This is a genomic window from Williamsia sp. CHRR-6 (assembly GCF_018474015.1).
Classification (GTDB): Bacteria; Actinomycetota; Actinomycetes; order Mycobacteriales; family Mycobacteriaceae; genus Williamsia_A.
In genome coordinates this window covers 36,834-55,584 of record NZ_JAHCSG010000007.1, presented here as the reverse complement: position 1 = coordinate 55,584, position 18,751 = coordinate 36,834, and the positions used below count along the sequence as shown (strand labels likewise).

The window sequence follows — 18,751 nt, the reverse complement described above, 5'->3', positions numbered from 1 at the left end:
ACGGTGGGTGGGGCCACGGGCGCATCGGGGGGCTTGCGGCCATCGGTGCACTACCGTGGTGCGCGTGATGTCGACCGACCGATCTGCGCGCCGTCTCGCGCCGGTCCTGTCTGCCGCCGCGATGGTTCTGTCGCTGTCGATGCTCACCGGATGCGGTTCGACCACCCCGTCAGCGCAGCCGCTCGTGGTCGGTTCGGCGCCCGGTACCGCCGCAGGGGTGGCCGCCCAGATCTACGCCGAGGTGTTGCGCCACACCGGGGCTCGAGTCGCCGACGAGATGGTGTCGGGGTCATACGGTGCGTTGCTCGCCGACCTCGACGAGCAGCGAGTCGACCTGTTCCCGGCCTTCAGCGGTGCCCTGCTCACCGAGCTGGCCCCCGGATCGACCTCCACCGCCACAGACGCCGTCTACGGAGAGCTCAATGCGGCTCTGCCGCAGGGAGTCTCGGTGGGAGACGCCACGACGGTCACCGATCAGCTGCAGGTGGTGGTGTCTGCGGCGGTGGCACAGGCGGCGGGCGATCCGGCGCTGGCCGACTGTGGCCGGCTACCGGTCGCCCTCCCACTGCTGGTCACCACCACCCCCGACCCGTCGGTGCTGCGGGCGCTGGACCGGGTGGGTTGTCGCTTCGCGCCGCCCCGGGTGGTAGCGACGGTGTCGGAGCTGACCGCTGAGGTGGCCGCGGGCCGCGCTGCGGCACTGATCTCCACCCTGTCGACGGTCGGCAACGATCCAGCCCTGCGCTCGTTGGCCGACACGACGCCCGCAGCGGATCCGCGTGGCACCATCACCTATCCGGTGACCGTCGATCCGGCCCAGCAACCGGCGATCCGAGCGCAAGATCTACTCCCGGTGTTCTCCACCGCCGCGTTGAGCCGCGATCAGATCAAGGCGATCAACAAGGTGGCCGGTGAACTGAGCACTGCCGATCTGGCCACGATGGCGCAGCAGGTGACCGATGACCCGGCCTCCCGAGCGGCCGTGGTCGGGGCATGGTTGGCCGAACACAACCTCTGACCCACTCGGCGTACGTGGCCCTCGACGGGGCGACGATCATGCGTAGGGGGCAGATCCCTGCTGCAGCTGTGCCGCTTGCTTGCGCACCCGGGAGATGGCATTTCGATTGCTCAACAACGCAACCCAGTTCATGAGAAGGACCGAGACGACACTCCACCAACCCGCGACCAGGCAGTGCGCCTGCGCCCGCCGGTACTCGGCCTCGCACTGGGCTACGGTGCCGGTGACCGTGACCCGTCGAACCGACCACAGGATGAGCATGCCGGTGTGCTCGGTGAACACCGCGCGAAAGATCGGGCCGCCGGGTGGGGCGCCGTGCTGCGGTGGGGCGTACGGGTTGTGTGCGTACTGTGCCTGACCCGGATAGCCCTGACCCGGATAGCCCTGACCCGGGTGGGCGTGCGGCGACTGCCCCGAGTAGGGGCTGTGTGGCGCCCCGTACCCGGGCGGGGGCGGATACTGGCCGGGGCCGGGGATGGTCATGAGGTTTCTCGAATTCTGCTGATGAGACAGCTCCGGTGGGCATGCTGAGTGACCATGCTAACCGTTCTCGTATGGATGTTCAGTCCAGATGCGCCCGCAGCGACGTGCCGAGTGCCTCGACGGCGTCGGCTGCTTCCTTCAGCATCCCGGCCTGCTGATGGCCTACATGCCACAGCCGTGGGAACTCGACGTATTCCACCTCGACCTGCGCCGCACGAAGCGCGTCGACGAAGGTGCTCACCTGCCGGTGCAGCGCCTCCCGCCGCCCGACGTGCACGATGGCGGGTGGCAACCCGGACAGGTTGCCCAGCAGTGGGGCGTAGCGGGGGTCGCCGGGGTCGCCGCCCCCGAGGTAGGCGTCCGCGCAGGCCTGTGCCCAGCGGTAGTTCGCCACCAGCTCGGTGGCGTAGCTGGCCTCGTCCACATCGCCAGGGTTCACCCACGGCGCGATGAGTCCGAGCGCGGCCGGGTGCAGGCCGTGGTCGTCGATGAGTCGGCGGGCGGTGGCCACGCTCAGGCCACCTCCCGCCGAATCACCAGCGATGGCAATGTGTTCGGCATCGATGCCGTGGTGCTCGACCAGGTCGCGGAATGCGGCCACCGCGTCGATCACCGCTGCCGGACACGGATCCTCCGGCGCCAACCGATAGTGCAACGAGTAAAAGGTGACCCCGGTGACGGCGGCCAAGTGGGCCACCAAACGCCGGTGCGAGCGAGGCGAACCCATCGTGTAGCCGCCGCCGTGCAGATAGAGGACCGCGCGCGCTCCGCCGGCCCGCGTGGCGCTGCCCACCGTCACCACCTCGGCCGGACGGCCACCCAGCGTGATGTGGCTGACGCGGGCGTCGGCGGGCAGCGGCTCGAGTTCGAGGGCGCGGTCAGCCAGGGCGCGCTGCATCGACAGCGGCAGGCGCGGATGCAACATCACGCGGTAGGTGAGTTTGGTCAGCGGCTCCACCACGCCGATGGGGAAGGTGGGGCCGGCCGGACGGTAGACCACGAGTGCTGTCACCGATCCTTCAGCGTCGCGCCCGCCAGCCGCGCGGCACCTTTGAGGTAGCCGGCGCCGACCAGTCGGACCAGCAGGTCCAGCGCGACCGCATCGGGGCCGACGAGGATGCGGGCCTTGTTCTTCTGCACGCCTTTGAGGATGATCTCGGCCGCGCGTGCCGAGGTGGTGCGCGCCAGGGTCCGGTCGAACAACTCGGCCAATTCGCCTGCGTTCTTGCCTTCGGCGACGGTGGCGTTGCGGGCGATGGCGGTCTTGATCCCGCCGGGGTGCACACAGCTCACCGACACCGGATGCTTGGCGATCCGCATCTCCTGATACAGCGACTCGGTGAACCCGCGCACGGCGAACTTGGCTGCGTTGTAAGCGCTTTGGCCCGGCATGGCCAGGATCCCGAACAACGACGACGTGTTGACCACGTGCCCGTCGCCGGAGGAGATCAGGTGCGGCAGGAACGCTTTGGTCCCGTTGACCACGCCCCAGAAGTCGACGTCGAGGATCCGCTCGAAGTCCTTGAACTCGGTGCGCTCCACCTCGCCGTGATGGGCGATGCCTGCGTTGTTGAACACCAGGTTGACCTTGCCGAAGTGCGCGGCGACGGTTTCGGCGTAGTCGAGCACGGCTTCCCGCTCGGCCACGTTGAGCAGCTGTGAGTGCACCTGCGCGCCGGACGCCTCGAGTAGTCCCGTGGTCTCCTCGAGCCCGATGGGGTTCATGTCGGAGATGGCCAGTCGCGCACCCTTGTCGGCCAACTGCAGGGCCAGGTCGCGCCCCATCCCGGATGCGGCACCGGTCACGACGGCCACTTTGCCGGCGAAGTTCTTCACGAGATGGGTCTCCCTAGGCTGTCGTGGCGCCGATCGTGATCCGGTCGGAGCCGCGGGCGGTGTCATAGGCGTCGAGGTCGAATGACCTCGTCGCCCGGCGGAAATTGAAGGTGAATCCCGGCCACAGCGTGGTGATGTTGCCGAAGGAATCTTTGTACCAGCTTGCGCAACCGCCGTTCTCCCAGACGCTGGTGCCCAGGGTCTGTTGGATGCGCTCGTTGTAATCGCGCTGCCGCTCGGCGCGCACCTCGGTGCGGGTGATCTGCTCAGAGGTCACCGTACGCAGATAGTCCACCAGATAGTTCAGCTGCGACTCGATCATGAACACCATGGAGGTGTGGCCCAGTCCGGTGGACGGCCCGATCATCAGGAACATGTTCGGGAACCCGTGCACCATCGCTCCCTTGTAGGCCTTCATGCCGTCGGTGGCCCACACCTGGGCCAGGCTCTTGCCTTCACGGCCCACGATGTGGTCGAACCCGGGGGAGTCGGTGACGTGGAAGCCGGTGGCCACCACGATCGCGTCCACCTCTCGGTGTGCCCCGTCGCGGGTGACGATGCCGGTGGCGGTCACCTTCGCGATCGGATCGGTGACGACGTCGACGTTGTCGCGACCCAACGCGGGGTAGTAGGTGTTGGACAGGAGCATGCGCTTGCAGCCCACCGAGAACGACGGGGTGACCTTCGCGCGCTTGACCGGGTCGGAGATGCCGCGACGGATGTTGAGTGCCCCAGCCCATTGCGCCGGACGTAGTGCGTTCGGACGGTAGGTGAGGCCGAACGAGACCAGCTCGTGGCTCCAGTAGATCGCTGACCGGGAAAGGCGTTGCGCACCAGGAACATTGCGGAACAGCCAATGCTCAGCGGCGGTGTACGGGCGGTCTGCGCGCGGGAGCACCCACGGTGCGGTGCGCTGGTAGACGTCGAGATGGCCCACCGTCGGCGCGAGCTCGGGGATGATCTGCACGGCCGAGGCGCCGGTGCCGATGACCGCCACCCGCTTGCCCGTGACATCGGACTCGTGGTCCCAGCGCGCCGAGTGGAAGATCTGCCCGCGGTAGCTGTCGATTCCCTCGATGTCGGGCAGCTTGGGTTCACACAGCGGCCCGATCGCGCCGACCAGGATCTCTGCGCGCACCTGCGCAGACCCGGTGTCGGGGTGGGTCACGTCGATCACCCAGACGCCGGCCGCGGAGTCCCATTCGGCATGGGTCACCTCGGTGCGAAAGCGGGTCCGTCGCGCCAGCGCGTACTTCGCGGCGACCTCGTTGATGTAGGCGTGGATCTCGGCCTGCTTGGAGAACGAGCGCGACCAGTTCGGGTTCAGCTCGAAGGAGTAGGAGTACAGGTGTGACGGCACGTCGCAGGCAGCACCCGGGTAGGTGTTGTCGCGCCAGGTGCCACCGAAGTCGACGCCTCGATCGATGATGAGGAAGTCCTCGAAACCGTTCTGCTGCAGTTTGATGGCCGCACCCATGCCGGAGAATCCGGCGCCGACGATCGCAACCTTGACAACGTTCATGAGAAGAATCCTGGCACCCTGTTGAACGTTCGTCAATAGCCTTGTTGAACTGTGGTCAGTAAGCTCGGGTCCATGACCGAAGCCAAGCGCACGCGGTTGACGCCGCAGGCGCGCCGTGAGCAACTGATCGAACACGGCATCGGGCTGTTGGCCGACACCCCCCTCGAGCAGCTGACCATCGAGGCCGTCGCCGACTCGGTCGGGGTGTCGCGCGCGCTGCTGTTCCACTACTTCGAGTCCAAACAGGACTACGTCCTGGAGCTGGCGCAGGAGCAGAGCCGTCGCCTGCTCGCCTGCACCGAACCCGACGTGACCGCTGATGATCCGATGGCGATGCTGCGTGAGTCGATGTCGGCCTTCATCGACTACGTCGATCGCAACCGCAACGCCTACGTGGGGCTGTTACGGGGACCGCTGGGCGCCGAGCGACCGATGCAAGAGGTCTTCGCCCAGACCCGCGAGGTGATGGCGCGACGAGTGTTGGATCGAGCCCCCGACCTGGGTCTGGAACCGACCGATCTGATGGTGCTCAGCGTGTACGGGTGGTTGGCCATGGTCGAGGAGGTGACGGTGGCCTGGATCGCGGGCACCCAGCAGGTCACCCGCACCGAGCTGTTGGACCTGATCACCGCGTCGCTGCCACTGCTGGCCTTGGCAGCGACGCGGGACTGACGGATTGTCGTGCGCCCGGCGATCAGCCGAAGGCGCGGTCGATGATGTCTTGCTGCTCGACGGCGTGCACCTTGCTCGACCCCGAGGACGGGGCCGACATCGGGCGCCGCGACACGCGAGAGAGCTTGCCGCCGAACACATCCGGCAGCATCTCCGGTAGGGCCAGACCGTAGAACGGCCAGGCGCCCTGATTGGCCGGCTCCTCCTGCACCCAGCGGAACTCGGTGGCGTTGGGGTAGCGCTCCATCGTCATGGCCAACCGCCGATGCGGAATCGGGTACAGCTGCTCGACGCGCACGATGGCGATGTCCGCGCGACCGTCCTGCGCCTTGCGGGCGGCCAGCTCGTAGTAGAGCTTGCCGCTGACCAGCAGGACCCGGGTGACTGCGGCGCGGGCGGCATCGTCGGACAACGACGGGTCGTCGAGCACCGACACGAACTTGCCGTCGGTGAACTCCTCGATCGGTGAGACCGCAGCCTTGTTGCGCAGCATGGACTTCGGGGTGAAGACCACCAGCGGACGGCTGATGCCGTCGAGGGCGTGACGACGCAGCAGGTGGAAATGGCTGGCGGGAGTGGAGGGGACCGCGACCGTCATCGATCCCTCGGCGCACAGTTGCAGGAACCGCTCGATGCGTCCCGAGGTGTGGTCAGGACCCTGGCCCTCGTGACCGTGGGGTAGCAGCAGGACCACGTTCGACAGCTGTCCCCACTTGGCTTCGCCGGAGGAGATGAACTCGTCGATGATCGACTGCGCGCCGTTGACGAAGTCGCCGAACTGCGCCTCCCACAGCACCAGGGCCTCCCGGTCGCCCACGGAGTAGCCGTACTCGAAGCCGAGCACCGCGTATTCGCTCAACGCCGAGTCGTAGACCTGGAACTGGCCGCCGGCCTGCTCGCCTTCGGTCTGCACCAACTGGTTGAGCGGGGTGTACTCCGCACCGTCCTTGCGGTCGATGATCACCGAGTGTCGCTGGGTGAACGTGCCGCGACGAGAGTCCTGGCCCGACAGGCGAACTCGGCGGCCCTCGTTCACCAGCGAGCCGAACGCGAGCAACTCGCCGAAGGCCCAGTCGATGCCGCCTTCACGCGACATCTCCAGCCGTCGAGTCAGGACCGGCTTGACGCGCGGATGGACCACGAAGCCCTCGGGCACGTTACCGAACGCGTCGCCGATGGCCTCGATGACCGAACGGTCGACGCTGGTGGTCAGTTGCGCAGGTAGTTGCTGATCGGACTCCACCGACGGGCTGGGCGCCGGGGTGAACTTCTCGAGTTCCTTCACCTCGTTGAACACGCGCTCCAGCTGGCCCTGGTAGTCGCGCAGCGCGTCCTCGGCTTCCTTGGTGGAGATGTCACCGCGGCCGATCAGGGCCTCGGTGTAGGACTTGCGGACCCCGCGCTTGGTGTCGATCACGTCGTACATGGCCGGCTGGGTCATCGAGGGATCGTCGCCCTCGTTGTGGCCGCGTCGGCGGTAGCAGACCAGGTCGATCACCACGTCGGAGTGGAAGGCCTGGCGGTAGTCCACCGCCAGCTGCGCCGCCCACACGCACGCCTCGGGGTCGTCGCCGTTGACGTGCAGGATCGGCGCACCGATCATCTTGGCCACGTCGGTGCAGTACTCCGATGACCGCGAGTGCTCGGGTGCGGTGGTGAAACCGACCTGGTTGTTGACCACGATGTGCACGGTGCCGCCGGTGCGGTACCCGGGCAGCATGGCCAGGTTCAGCGTCTCGGCCACCACGCCCTGACCGGCGAACGCGGCGTCGCCGTGCAGCATCAGCGGCAGCACCGAGAACGTCTCGGTGCCGGAGTCGAGCAGGTCCTGCTTGGCGCGCACCAGGCCTTCGAGGACCGGGTCGACGGCTTCGAGATGGGAGGGGTTGGCCGTCAGCGAGACGTCGATCTCGTTCTCGCCGAACATCTGGTAATACCGGCCCTGCGCCCCGAGGTGGTATTTGACGTCACCCGACCCGTGGGCTTGCGAGGGGTTCAGATTGCCCTCGAACTCGGTGAAGATCTTCGAGTACGGCTTGCCCACGATGTTGGCCAGCACGTTGAGTCGACCGCGGTGGGGCATGCCGATGACGACCTCGACCAGGCCGTGCTCGGCGCTCTGGTCGATGACGGCATCCATCATCGGGATGACCGACTCGGCGCCCTCCAGGGAGAACCGCTTCTGCCCGACGTACTTGGTCTGCAGGAACGTCTCGAAAGCCTCGGCCGCGTTGAGCTTGGACAGGATGTATTTCTGTTCGGCCACCGTCGGTTTGACGTGCTTGATCTCCACCCGGTCCTGAATCCACTGCTGCTGTTCGGGTTCGAGGATGTGGGTGTACTCCACGCCGACGTGCCGGCAGTAGGAGTCGCGCAGCACCGAGAGCACATCACGCAGCTTCATCCGGTCCTGGCCGTGGAAGCCGCCGACGGTGAACTCGCGATCGAGATCCCACAGCGTGAGGTCGTAGGTGAGCACGTCGAGGTCGGGGTGAGCCTTGCGGGCATCGCTGTTGATCATCAACGGATCGATGTCGGCCATCAGGTGACCGCGATTGCGGTATGCGGCAATGAGTTCGAGCACCCGAGCGTTCTTGTCCACCGAGGTGGCGGCGATGTCCTTGCGCCAGCGGATGGGCTCGTAGGGGATGTGGAACCCGCGGAAGATCTCGTCGTAGAACGCGTCGTCGATCAGCAGGTTGTGGATGGTGCGCAGGAAGTCACCCGACTCGGCACCCTGGATGATGCGGTGGTCGTAGGTGGAGGTGAGCGTCATCAACTTGCCGATGCCCATCTCGGCCAACTTCTCGTCGCTGGCGCCCTGGAACTCGGCCGGGTACTCCATCGCGCCGGCACCGATGATGGCGCCCTGGCCCTTCATGAGGCGCGGCACCGAGTGCACGGTGCCGATGGTGCCCGGGTTGGTCAGCGAGATGGTGACGCCGGCGAAGTCGTCGGCTCCCAACTTGCCGTCGCGGGCCCGGCGGACGATGTCCTCGTAGGCGGCGTGGAACTCGGTGAACGACTTGGTCTCGCACTCCTTGATGGCGGCCACCACCAACGATCGTGAACCGTCTTTGCCGGGCAGATCGATGGCCAGGCCGAGGTTGGTGTGCGCCGGGGCGACCGCATTGGGCTTGCCGTCGATCTCGGCGAAGTGCCGGTTCATCCCGGGAAAAGCCTTGACCGCCTGCACGATTGCGTATCCGAGGATATGGGTGAACGACACCTTGCCGCCGCGGGTGCGTGCGAGGTGGTTGTTGATGACGATGCGGTTGTCGATCATCAGCTTGGCCGGGATCGCGCGCACGCTGGTGGCGGTGGGGATCTCCAACGAGGCTGACATGTTGCGGGCGATGGCCGCGGCCGGACCTCTCAACACCTTGGCCGAGTCCTGCGCCGGAGCGGTCGGTTCAGCGGGAGCAGCCGCCGCCGGCGGGGGAGTGGGCGCAGACACCGGTTGGGTGGCCGGCTTGGCGGCGACGGTGGTCGGGGCGGGTGCCGCGGTGACCCCGGAGGCGTCTCGGCTGGTGACGGCCTGACCGGCGGCGGCCTTGGTCGGTACAGCTTCGGTCGGTACAGCTTCGGTCGGGGCTGATGCGTTCGGTACCGCCGGAGCGGGCGTGGGGGCGATTGTCTGATGGGTTCCGGCGCCGTTGGTTGCAGCACCGTTGCTGGTGGCGGCTGGGCTGCCGCTGCCGTTCCCACTGCTGCCGCCGGGAGTGTAGGCGGCGAGGAATTCGTGCCAGCTCTTGTCGACGGAGTCGGGGTTGTCTCGGTAGCGCTGGTACATCTCGTCGACCAGCCACTCGTTCTGTCCGAAATCTGACACCGAACTGCTCACGGCAGAATCTCGCCTCTATTCCCTGATCGTCTGAAGTCGTCGTCTATCACTGCGGGTGTCGGGTGATGCCGGTGGTGGCGATCTCGGTCGCGTGCTCGCGCCGCTGTCGACATGCCCACATGGTCATCGGGCACAACGTCCGACGGTGAAAGGTTAATCCTCGCCGATCACGACTGCATATAGGTCCGGCGTCCGACGGTTCACCGCGCGCCGACCGCGTCGGCGCCGTCGAGGGGATGGTCGAGTTCGACATCGTCGAGTCGCGTCAGCCCCGAGTCCCAGAGTCGGCGGTACCGTCCGTTCAACGCCAGCAGCTCGGGGTGGGTTCCCGACTCGACGATGCGACCGTCGGCGACCACCGCGATCCGGTCGGCGCGCGCCGCAGTCGCCAGCCGGTGAGCGACGATCACCGACGTACGGGCTCGGGTCAGGTGCGCACCCGCCTCGAGCACCTGGTGTTCGGTGGCCTGGTCCAGTGTCGCGGTCGCTTCGTCGAGCAGCAGCAGATCGGGCTCGACGAGTTCGGCTCGGGCCAGTGCGATCAGTTGCCGTTGCCCTGCGGACAGGCCGCGCCCGCGCTCACCGATCGGGTGCCGCATCGCGCCGCGCAGGCCGGCGATCATGTCTGCGGCACCGACAGCGGCGGCCGCCCGGGCGATCTCGGCGCGGCTCGCGTCGGGCCGCCCGTAGGCGATGTTGTCGGCGACGGTCCCGGTGAACAGGTGCGGCTCCTGAGGAACCACGCCGAGGCGAGCTCGATAGTCGTGCAGTCGGTGCCGCCGGATGTCCACGCCGTCCATCCGCACCGCACCGGCGGTGGGGTCGTAGAAGCGGGCCAGCAGTTTGACGATGGTCGACTTTCCCGCGCCGGTTTCACCGACCAAAGCCAGCGACGTACCTGCGGGGATGTCGAGTGAGACGTTGCGCAGCGCGTCGCCGGCGGCGGACTGATACCGGAAGGTGACGTCGTCGAGCTGTGCGTGTCCGCGGAAATGCGCCGGCACCGCGACGGCATCGCCGCGCTCGCGCAGATGGCCGTCGTCCTCGTCGAACTCCCGATCCGGCGCGAGGCTGCTCGGGGTGCGCAGCAGGTCACCGATGCGGCGCAGTCCGACTGCGGCCTGCTGGTAGCCGTCGAACACCTGTGAGAGTTGCTGGATGGGTCCGAAGAGCATCCCGAGGTAGAGGGTGAATGCGATCAGGGTGCCCGGACTGGTGGTGCCCTGCGCCACCTGATGCGCGCCGATGCCCACCACAGCCGCCGTCGCGAGATCCGACATCAACATGATGAACGGGAAGTAGGTCGCGATGGCCCGCTGCGAGGCGATCCGCGAGCGGGCGTAGTCCAGGGACCGTTCGGCGAACCGGCGCCGTGCGAGCTCGTCGTTGCGGTAGCCCAGCGTGGTGCGCAGCCCGTTGACGTTCTCCTGGAAGTCGGCGTTGACCGCGCTGATCAATTCCCGTGAGCGGGCGTAGGCCCGCGAGCTGTACTGCTGAAACACCCCGGTGGCCACGAACAGCACCGGGAAGATGATCAGCAGGCTGGCCCCCAGGGTCACGTCGGTCGCCACCAGGGCGATGGCCACCCCGACGATGGTCAGCACCGACACGATCGCAGTGGTCAAACCCGTTTGCAGGAATGTTGCCAGCGCGTCGATGTCGGTGGTCATCCGCGTCATGATGCGCCCGGACAGTTCACGTTCGAAGTAGTCGAGGCCCAGGCGTTGCAGGTGGGCATAGCTGCGGACCCGCAACGCGAACAACACCCGCTCGCCGGCGCGACCGCTGGCCAGCGTCACCACGGCCAGCGCCAGCCAGCCGAGCCCGACCAGGACCACCCCGGCCGCGCACGCCCACCACATCGAGGTCAGGTCGTCGGAGGTGGCGGCATTGACCACCGCGCGTGCCACGGTGGGAAACCCCAGGCTGGTCAGGGTGTCCAGCGCGACCGCGAGCAAGGCCACCACCAGCAGCGCTCGCACCGGTGCGAGCATGCGCGGCAGCGAGAAGATCGGGTCGGGTGCGCGCGCAGCGTCGACGTCGACCTTCGGGTCTTCGTCAGCGGGCGGCAGGGCGTCCACCGCAGCCAGCAGTTCGGGGGTGGGGGCCATCGACCCCAGACCTCCGGCGATCCCGCCGCCCCCGCCGCGTCGCCGAGGCGTGGGTCGCGTTGTGGAGGTGCTCGAGGCACGGAACCTCGCAGGGGCAGGGGCAGGGGCAGGGGCAGGGGTAGGGGCAGGGGCAGGTGCGTCGAGCTGCTCGGTGGGTGGCCACAGTCGGTCCAGGTCGACGACGGGGTCATCGCCGGTGGAGGGTGCGCCTGACCCGGTTTTGCCTGACCCGCTCGCATCTGGGCTGCCTGCGGCCACCTCGGGTCTGGTCATCAGCGACCGGAACAGCGCGCTGTGGGCGTCGAGGTGTTCGACGGTGCCATCTGCGACCACCCGGCCGCCGTCGATGACCGCCACCCGATCGGCCAGGGTGAGTGTGGAACGACGATGCGCCAGCACGATCATCGTGCGGTCGCCGCGCGCGCGGAGGCGGCTGAGAATCTGTCCCTCGGTGGTGGCGTCGACTGCGGAGGTGGCGTCGTCGAGGATCAGTACCGACGGATCGGCGAACAGGGCGCGGGCCAGGGCGATGCGCTGACGCTGGCCACCCGAGAGGGTGAGTCCGCGTTCACCGACCACCGTGTCGAAGCCGTCGGCCAGTTCCCCGACGAACCTTTCGGCTTGGGCGGCGCGGGCGGCCTCGACGATCCGGGTTCGCACGTCGGGGTCGTCGAGACGTCCGCGGTCTGCGCCGACCGCGATGTTGGCGGCCACGGTGTCGGAGTAGAGGAATGGGTCGTCGAGCACCACGCCCACCCGTTCGCGCAGCGACTCGCGTGACACCTCGTCTATCGCCACATCGGCGTCGCGATCGATGTCAGAGGTGAACTCGATGGACCCTCGGTCGGCTTGGTAGAACCCGCTCAGCAGGGCGGCCAGGGTGGTCTTGCCCGATCCGGGAGCACCGATGAGAGCGACGCATTCGCCTGGGGCGACTCTCAGGTCCAGACCGTCGAAGACAGGTGTTCTGGAGGGCTCGCCCGGCGCGGCGTCGGGATCCGACCGTGGCGACGGGTCGGGGAAGGTGAAGCCCACATCGCGCAGTCGCACACCCACCGGGCCTGCGGGTATCCGGCGCGACGCCGAGAGCAGGCGATCGCGCGGGTGGTCGATCACCTCGTAGACCCGTTCTACCGCAGCCCGGGCCAGCTGTCCGCTGACCACCAGGTTGCTCAGGATGCGGACCAGGCCGGCCATCGTCGAGACGTAGGTGGCAAACGCCAGGTACGTGCCCACCGACACGGTGCCGTTGGCAGTGAGTACGCCGCCCACCGCGATCACCGCGACCAGGCCCAGTTGGGGGGCGGCGTTCATCGTCGGGGTGAACACCGCGTTGATCCGGGTACTGCGCATGCGTTTGGCGAACAGCACCGAACCCCAACCGATCAGCTCGTCGACCGACCGGCGTTCCTGCCCGAACCCCTTGACCACACGTACGCCGGTCACGGTTTCCTCGACGTGCTGAGCCACATCACCTGCGGCCTGCTGGGCCGACCAGGTGGCGGCGAACAGTCGCTTGCGCATCACCGTCGCGGTAGCGGCCACGGTGGGCACCACCACCAGCGCCACCAGGGTCAGCACCGGGGACAGGAAGACCATGACGACCAGCGACACCACGATCTGCGCCGCCGCCCCGAACGACAGCGGGACCAACGAGAGCAAACCCTGCACCAGCTGCAGATCGGTGATCGATCGGGACACGATCTGCCCGGTGATGATCGAGTCCTGTGCGCGCCCGTCGAGTCGGAACAGCGTGTCCAGAATGGCTGTGCGCAAACGGTGTTGGACGTCGACCGCGATACGTCCGGCGATGAGTCGTCGGGTGAATGTGCAGCCGTAGCGCGCCACGGCCAGCGCCGCGATGATTGCCGCCACTGTGCTGATGGACGGACCCGTGGTCCGATGCCCGGTGGCCAGATCGACAGCCGACTTGATCACCAGCGGCAGCGACACCTCGATCGACACCCCGGCGACGGTGGCCAAGATCGTGATCCCCACCAGCCTGCGATCATGTGCCCAATCACGTCCCAGGCGCCTGATCCAGTGGCGGCTCAAGGCAATTCCGGCGTCACACGCGGCTCCCTGATGGCGTTGTCGGTCTGCGGCAGGTCGATCACCTGGCCGTCGATCGGCCAGTGGGCGGGCGGCGGGCCGAATGCGGTGCGCGCGTTGTCGATGATCTGACGCCCGAGCATGCGGTTACCCACCCCGCCGACGGCGGCACCGATGCCGGCGGGCAGCAGTTTGCCGACGACGAGTGGGGCCCGCTTGGCGGCGAACTTGGTCATGAACCGCTTGAGCAGCATGCGGTTGATCCGTCCCAGCGCAGGCAGCGGGATGGCGCCACCGGCCACCTGCTTGAGCGGGGTGGTCCGGCTGCCCAGCGCCTTGGCCAGGGCCATGATGCCCTCCTCGCCGAGGATCACGGCCAACACCAACGCTTTTCGGTGCTCGTCGTGGTCCACCGGTATGCCGTGCACCTCGGCCACACCGAGGGCGAGCAGAGCTGACGCCTCGATGAAGAACGCGGACTCACCGCCGATGGCGGCCAGCGAGGCCACCGTGCCCACACCCGGGATTGCTGCGGCTGCGCCCACGGCACCTCCGGAGCCGATGACGGCGCGCAGATACTGCTTCTCGAGACGCTCGATCAGCTGTGCCGGGGTGTCGTTCGGGTGTGCCGCGCGGAGCCGACGGACGTAGGCCGCGACCGCGGGCGCCTGTAACCGTTGGGCGTGGTCGATGATCTTTGCCACGGCCCCGCCGCTGTTCGGCCCGACGGCCCCGCCGCTCACAGATCGCGCGGAGGAGTTGTCCGCGGTCATCGCGGCGCCCAATCCTGCTCGGGTACGACCTCACCGGCCGGGGGCGGCGGCGGCGGGGTGCCGTCACCGAACGGACGCCCCCCGAGTTCCTCGCGATGATGCGGGGTGTGCCAGGACCGCAGGTCGGGTCCCTTCGGCACCACACCGGTCGGGTTGATGTCGCGGTGCACCACGTAATAGTGCCGCTTGATCTGGGTGAAGTCGGTGGTGTCGCCGAATCCGGGGGTCTGGAACAGGTCGCGAGCGTAGGCCCACAGCACCGGCATCTCGGAGAGCTTGCTGCGGTTGCACTTGAAGTGTCCGTGATAGACGGGATCGAAGCGCGCCAGCGTGGTGAACAGCCGTACGTCGGCTTCGGTGATGGTGTCTCCCACCAGGTATCGCTGGTTCGACAGGCGCTCGGAGATGACGTCGAGGTGGGCGAACAGCCGGTCGTAGGCGGCCTCGTAGGCCGACTGGCTGCCGGCGAAACCGCAGCGGTACACGCCATTGTTGATCTCGGTGAAGATGCCTTGGTTCACCGTGTCGATCTCGTCGCGTAGCCGATCGGGGTACAGCTCCGGCGCGCCGGGCCGGTGGAATGCGGTCCACTCGGTGGAGAAGTCGAGGGTGATCTGGGGATAGTCGTTGGTGACCACCGCGCCGGTGGGGATGTCGACCATCGCAGGCACGGTGATGCCCTTGGGGTAGTCGGGAAACCGGGTGAGGTAGGCGTCCTTGAGGCGCGGGATCTTGAGCACTGGGTCCAGTCCGTCGGGATCGAGGTCGAAGGTCCAGCTGTCGGCGTCGTGGGTGGGGCCACAGAGCCCCATCGAGATGGCCGATTCGAGGCCGAGTAGTCGACGCACGATGATCGCCCGGTTGGCCCAGGGGCAGGCGCGGGCCACCACCAGGCGGTACCGGCCGGCCTCGACGGGGTATCCGTCGGCGCCGTCGGCGGTGATCCGCGTCTGGATGTAGGCGGTGTCGCGGACGAACTCGCCTCCCGGTTCGACGTACTTGCCCTGGGTGTTCTGCTCTTGACTGGTCACCACATCGAGATTAGCGGGCCGCACCGACACGATCGGGTGCTCGAGCCACCGCCGCGATCGGGCGCGCTGCGGCCGGAAAACATTTTGGTTGCGAAATAATCATGCCCGGTCCACCGTTGAGGTCACGGTGCGCTGTGGGCGCACGGCAATCTCCTGCGACAACGAAGAGAACAAGAGGTCGAGAAGATGTCGTCCACCGATTCCACATCCCAGGGACACCCCGCTGCAGCACGCGGCGACTCGTCCGCCGCATCGCTCCCGCCGGCTCGTCCAGTCTTCGTCCCGGTCACCGATCGTCCGTGGCCCGCGCTGGTCGCGCTGCTGTTCGGGTTCTTCATGATCTTGGTCGACATGACCATCGTGGCTGTGGCTCAGCCGCGCATCCAGGAGAGCCTCGACACCGACCTCAACGGCGTCATCTGGGTCACCAGCATCTACCTGCTCACCTATGCGGTCCCGCTGCTGGTCACCGGTCGACTCGGTGATCGCCTGGGACCCAAGACCGTGTATCAGGCCGGATTGGTGGTCTTCACCGTGGCCAGCGTGTGGTGTGGTCTGTCGGGATCGATCGGTGAGCTGATCGCCGCCCGCGCCCTGCAGGGGTTGGGCGCGGCGCTCATCACCCCGCAGACGATGTCGCTGATCACGCGGATGTTCCCGCCGGAGCGTCGGGGCGCCGCGATGGGCGTCTGGGGGACCACGGCCGGTGTCGCCACCCTGGTGGGTCCGCTGCTCGGCGGTGTCCTGGTCGACAACCTCGGGTGGGAGTGGATCTTCTTCATCAACGTCCCGATCGGCGTGGTGGGCCTGGTGTTGGCGTGGCGTCTGGTGCCTGCCATCGAGACCACCAACCGATCCTTCGATCTCATCGGGGTGGCGTTGAGTGCCATCGGTCTCGGCGCCCTGGTCTTCGCCATCCAGGAAGGCGAGAAGTACAGCTGGGCCGGCTGGATCTGGTCGCTGATCGGTGTCGGCTTGGCGGTGCTGGCGGTGTTCGTGTGGTGGCAGAGCAAGATCCGGACCGAGCCGCTGGTGCCGCTGTCGTTGTTCCGGGACCGCAACTTCTCCCTGTCGATCCTGGGCATCGCCACGATGGGCTTCGCCGCATCGGGCATGATTGTCCCGCAGATCTTCTTCCTGCAGCTCGTCGGCGGGATGTCGCCGACACGCTCGGCGCTGGTGAGCGTGCCCATGGCGTTGACCACCGGTCTGCTCGCGCCGGTGGTGGGCCGACTCATCGACAACGTCCATCCGCGGGTGATCATCGCCAGTGCCCTGCTGCTCAACGCCGTGTCCATCGTCGCGTTCGGCATCATCGCCCGACCCGAGACCCCGGTCTGGCAGCTGCTGATCCCGATGTTCTTCATGGGTGTGGCCAATGCGGGCATCTGGGCCCCGCTGGCCGCCACCGCCACCCGTAACCTGCCGCTGACCCAGGCGGGCGCCGGGGCCGGCGTCTACAACACCCTGCGGGTTGTCGGTTCGGTGTTGGGCAGCGCCGCCGTGGGTGCGCTGGTGCAGTCGCGGTTGGCGGCACAGCTGCCCGGAGTCGATGCGCAGCAGGCCTCCGGACAGGGCCAGATCCCGGCATTCGCACGCGAAGGCTTCTCCGTTGCCATGGGAGAGTCGATGTTCTTGCCTGCGGCGATCCTGCTGGTGGGCACAGTGGCCGCACTGTTTCTCACCCGGCCCGCCGGCCTGGGCGGCAAGCCCGTGGCGCCGACATCTGGCCCACAGGCCGCAGCCGGGCCCGTCGATCTCGACGACGGAGTGGTCAGCGCACCGTCACGCTGATCGTGTGCAACCCGGTGGCGCCATCGGGATCGGGTCGTGAGACGACCGCAGACTGCTGTCGACCCTCGCCGTCGAAGGCCCGCACCGTGAGCTTGTGATCACCGCGGGTGGCAGACCACGTCCACGTCCACATGCGCCAGGCGTCGGGCACATCGGGGCCCTCGAGCGTGGCTCGTTGCCACGCGCCGTCGTCGACCCGGATCTCGACGGCGTTGATGCCCCGCGGCTGCGACCACGCGACTCCGGCCACGGTCACCGACCCGGCTTGCACCGATGCGCCGTCGGCGGGGACATCGATGCGGGAACTGGTCTTGATCGGACCCTTGGCCGACCAGCCGCGTGTGGTCCAGTACGCGGTCGCATCAGCGAATCGCGTCACCTCCAGCGACGTCACCCACTTGGTGGCCGAGACATATCCGTACAGTCCCGGCACCACGAGTCGTGCCGGATATCCGTGCTCGATGGGCAGCGGTTTACCGTTCATCGCCACCGCCAGCAGGGAGTCGCGGTCATCAGTCATCGCCTCCAGCGGGGTGCCTGCGGTGAAGCCGTCGGTGCTCGCCGACAGCACCATGTCCGCGCCCGGCTTCACCCCCGCCATCGCCAGCAGGTCGCGCAGCCGATAGCCGGTCCAGACGGCGTTGCCGATCAGGTCTCCGCCCACCTCGTTGGACACACACGCCAGCGTCACCATCTTCTCGATGGCCGGCATCCGGCGCAGGTCGGCGAAGGTCAGTTTCACCTCGCGTTCGACTTCTCCGTGGATGCGCAGTCCCCACGAACCGCTGGTCACCTGCGGGGGTCGCAGCGCGGTGTCGATGCGGTAGAAGTCGTTGTTGGGTGTGATGAACGGGGTGCGTCCGCCGGTGGAGGTCAATTCGCCGGGCGCGATCGGTTCGTCGTTCACCGCGCTGGGCACGGCGAACTTCTCGCGGTCGCGATCGGCGCTGTTGAAGGCGTTGTCCACGCCGATACCTGCGAACCCGGCGACGGCGGCACCCACCCCCACGCCGGACGCCCCGATCAGAAAGGACCGTCGCCCCTGCGAGGTCAACGCGTCGTCGGCGTCGGCGGTGGGATGCGCTGACGCGGTGAGTCCAGCCGGATCGAGGCGCGCGACCATCAGGCGCAGGGTCGCGATGCCCACCGCGATGCCCACCGCCGACGGCAGGAACCAGGCGCTGTCGGCCTGCGGGCGGCTGACTGCGGCGGCCACGCCCAGCAGCCCGAACACCGCGAACACTGCCGAACCCCACCACCGCCGCCGGGTCTCCAGCAGGCCCGACACGGCGGCCACGACCGTCACGATCACCCCGATCCCGACCAGCAGGGCGGCCTTGTCGCCGGTGCCGAAGGTGTCGATGGCGAACTCGCGCACAGGTTTGGGGGTGTGGTCGATGACCGTGGCGCCTACGGCGAACAGCGGTGCGGCCGACCGATCGAAGAAGCCGGCCACCAGTTGACCCACCCCGAGGGTGACGCCGGCGGCGATCACCCCGCCCAACGCGCGCAGAGGCCGGGTCGATTGTCTGATTCCGCTGCTCACCGGTCCCAGTATCCACATCGGCGGTGTTGCGGTCGCTTCCTCGTCCGGCGGTGGCAGCCACCTACGATG

General features: G+C 67.7%; 12 protein-coding genes. 3 read left to right on the top strand and 9 right to left on the bottom strand.

The annotated features are described in order from the left end of the window. Nucleotides 1-67: 67 nt before the first annotated feature. Entirely contained in the window at nucleotides 68-1,018 is a 951-nt protein-coding gene (locus tag KIK15_RS16945; RefSeq protein WP_250324898.1) for a glycine betaine ABC transporter substrate-binding protein, read from the top strand. A 36-nt stretch (nucleotides 1,019-1,054) separates the two neighbouring features. Here KIK15_RS16945 and KIK15_RS16940 read toward each other — a convergent pair whose 3' ends face one another. From KIK15_RS16940 to KIK15_RS16925, 4 genes are all read right to left on the bottom strand, one after another. Continuing rightward, entirely contained in the window at nucleotides 1,055-1,501 is a 447-nt protein-coding gene (locus tag KIK15_RS16940) for a hypothetical protein (protein ID WP_214245917.1), read from the bottom strand. 79 nt (nucleotides 1,502-1,580) lie between these two features. Next, entirely contained in the window at nucleotides 1,581-2,426 is an 846-nt protein-coding gene (locus KIK15_RS16935; protein ID WP_214245959.1) for an alpha/beta hydrolase, read from the bottom strand. Nucleotides 2,427-2,509: 83 nt separating this feature from the next. Continuing rightward, nucleotides 2,510-3,337 carry an SDR family oxidoreductase gene (locus KIK15_RS16930; RefSeq protein WP_214245916.1) on the bottom strand — a complete coding sequence of 276 codons (828 nt, stop codon included), beginning with the start codon at nucleotides 3,335-3,337 and terminating at the stop codon, nucleotides 2,510-2,512. Between the two features lie 13 nt (nucleotides 3,338-3,350). Continuing rightward, nucleotides 3,351-4,859: an NAD(P)/FAD-dependent oxidoreductase gene (locus KIK15_RS16925; RefSeq protein ID WP_214245915.1), complete on the bottom strand. Its 1,509-nt coding sequence runs from the start codon at nucleotides 4,857-4,859 to the stop codon at nucleotides 3,351-3,353. Nucleotides 4,860-4,931: 72 nt separating this feature from the next. Here KIK15_RS16925 and KIK15_RS16920 point away from each other — a divergent pair, with 72 nt between their 5' ends. Beyond that, the gene (locus KIK15_RS16920; RefSeq protein WP_214245914.1) at nucleotides 4,932-5,531 is read left to right on the top strand and encodes a TetR/AcrR family transcriptional regulator; all 600 of its coding nucleotides are present in this window, start codon (nucleotides 4,932-4,934) and stop codon (nucleotides 5,529-5,531) included. Between the two features lie 22 nt (nucleotides 5,532-5,553). On the opposite strand, the gene KIK15_RS16915 is transcribed toward KIK15_RS16920, so the two are convergent. From KIK15_RS16915 to KIK15_RS16900, 4 genes are all read right to left on the bottom strand, one after another. Beyond that, complete coding sequence (locus KIK15_RS16915; RefSeq protein WP_250324896.1) at nucleotides 5,554-9,324, bottom strand: multifunctional oxoglutarate decarboxylase/oxoglutarate dehydrogenase thiamine pyrophosphate-binding subunit/dihydrolipoyllysine-residue succinyltransferase subunit; 3,771 nt, start codon at nucleotides 9,322-9,324, stop codon at nucleotides 5,554-5,556. A gap of 251 nt (nucleotides 9,325-9,575) precedes the next feature. Further along, nucleotides 9,576-13,484: an ABC transporter ATP-binding protein gene (locus KIK15_RS16910; protein WP_374222873.1), complete on the bottom strand. Its 3,909-nt coding sequence runs from the start codon at nucleotides 13,482-13,484 to the stop codon at nucleotides 9,576-9,578. Between the two features lie 53 nt (nucleotides 13,485-13,537). Continuing rightward, nucleotides 13,538-14,311: a hypothetical protein gene (locus KIK15_RS16905; RefSeq protein WP_250324885.1), complete on the bottom strand. Its 774-nt coding sequence runs from the start codon at nucleotides 14,309-14,311 to the stop codon at nucleotides 13,538-13,540. Further along, a complete protein-coding gene (locus KIK15_RS16900) occupies nucleotides 14,308-15,342 on the bottom strand; it encodes a glutathione S-transferase C-terminal domain-containing protein (protein WP_307851947.1) in 1,035 nt (344 codons plus the stop codon). The genes KIK15_RS16905 and KIK15_RS16900 overlap by 4 nt, the downstream gene beginning before the upstream one ends. A 186-nt stretch (nucleotides 15,343-15,528) precedes the next feature. Between KIK15_RS16900 and KIK15_RS16895 the strand changes: the two genes are divergently transcribed. Then, nucleotides 15,529-17,136, top strand: a complete 1,608-nt coding sequence (locus tag KIK15_RS16895; protein ID WP_214245912.1) for an MFS transporter — start codon at nucleotides 15,529-15,531, stop codon at nucleotides 17,134-17,136. Here the strand turns inward: KIK15_RS16895 and KIK15_RS16890 are convergent. Beyond that, complete coding sequence (locus tag KIK15_RS16890; protein ID WP_307851946.1) at nucleotides 17,117-18,682, bottom strand: molybdopterin-dependent oxidoreductase; 1,566 nt, start codon at nucleotides 18,680-18,682, stop codon at nucleotides 17,117-17,119. The two genes, KIK15_RS16895 and KIK15_RS16890, sit on opposite strands and share 20 nt — an antisense overlap. Nucleotides 18,683-18,751: the final 69 nt, after the last annotated feature.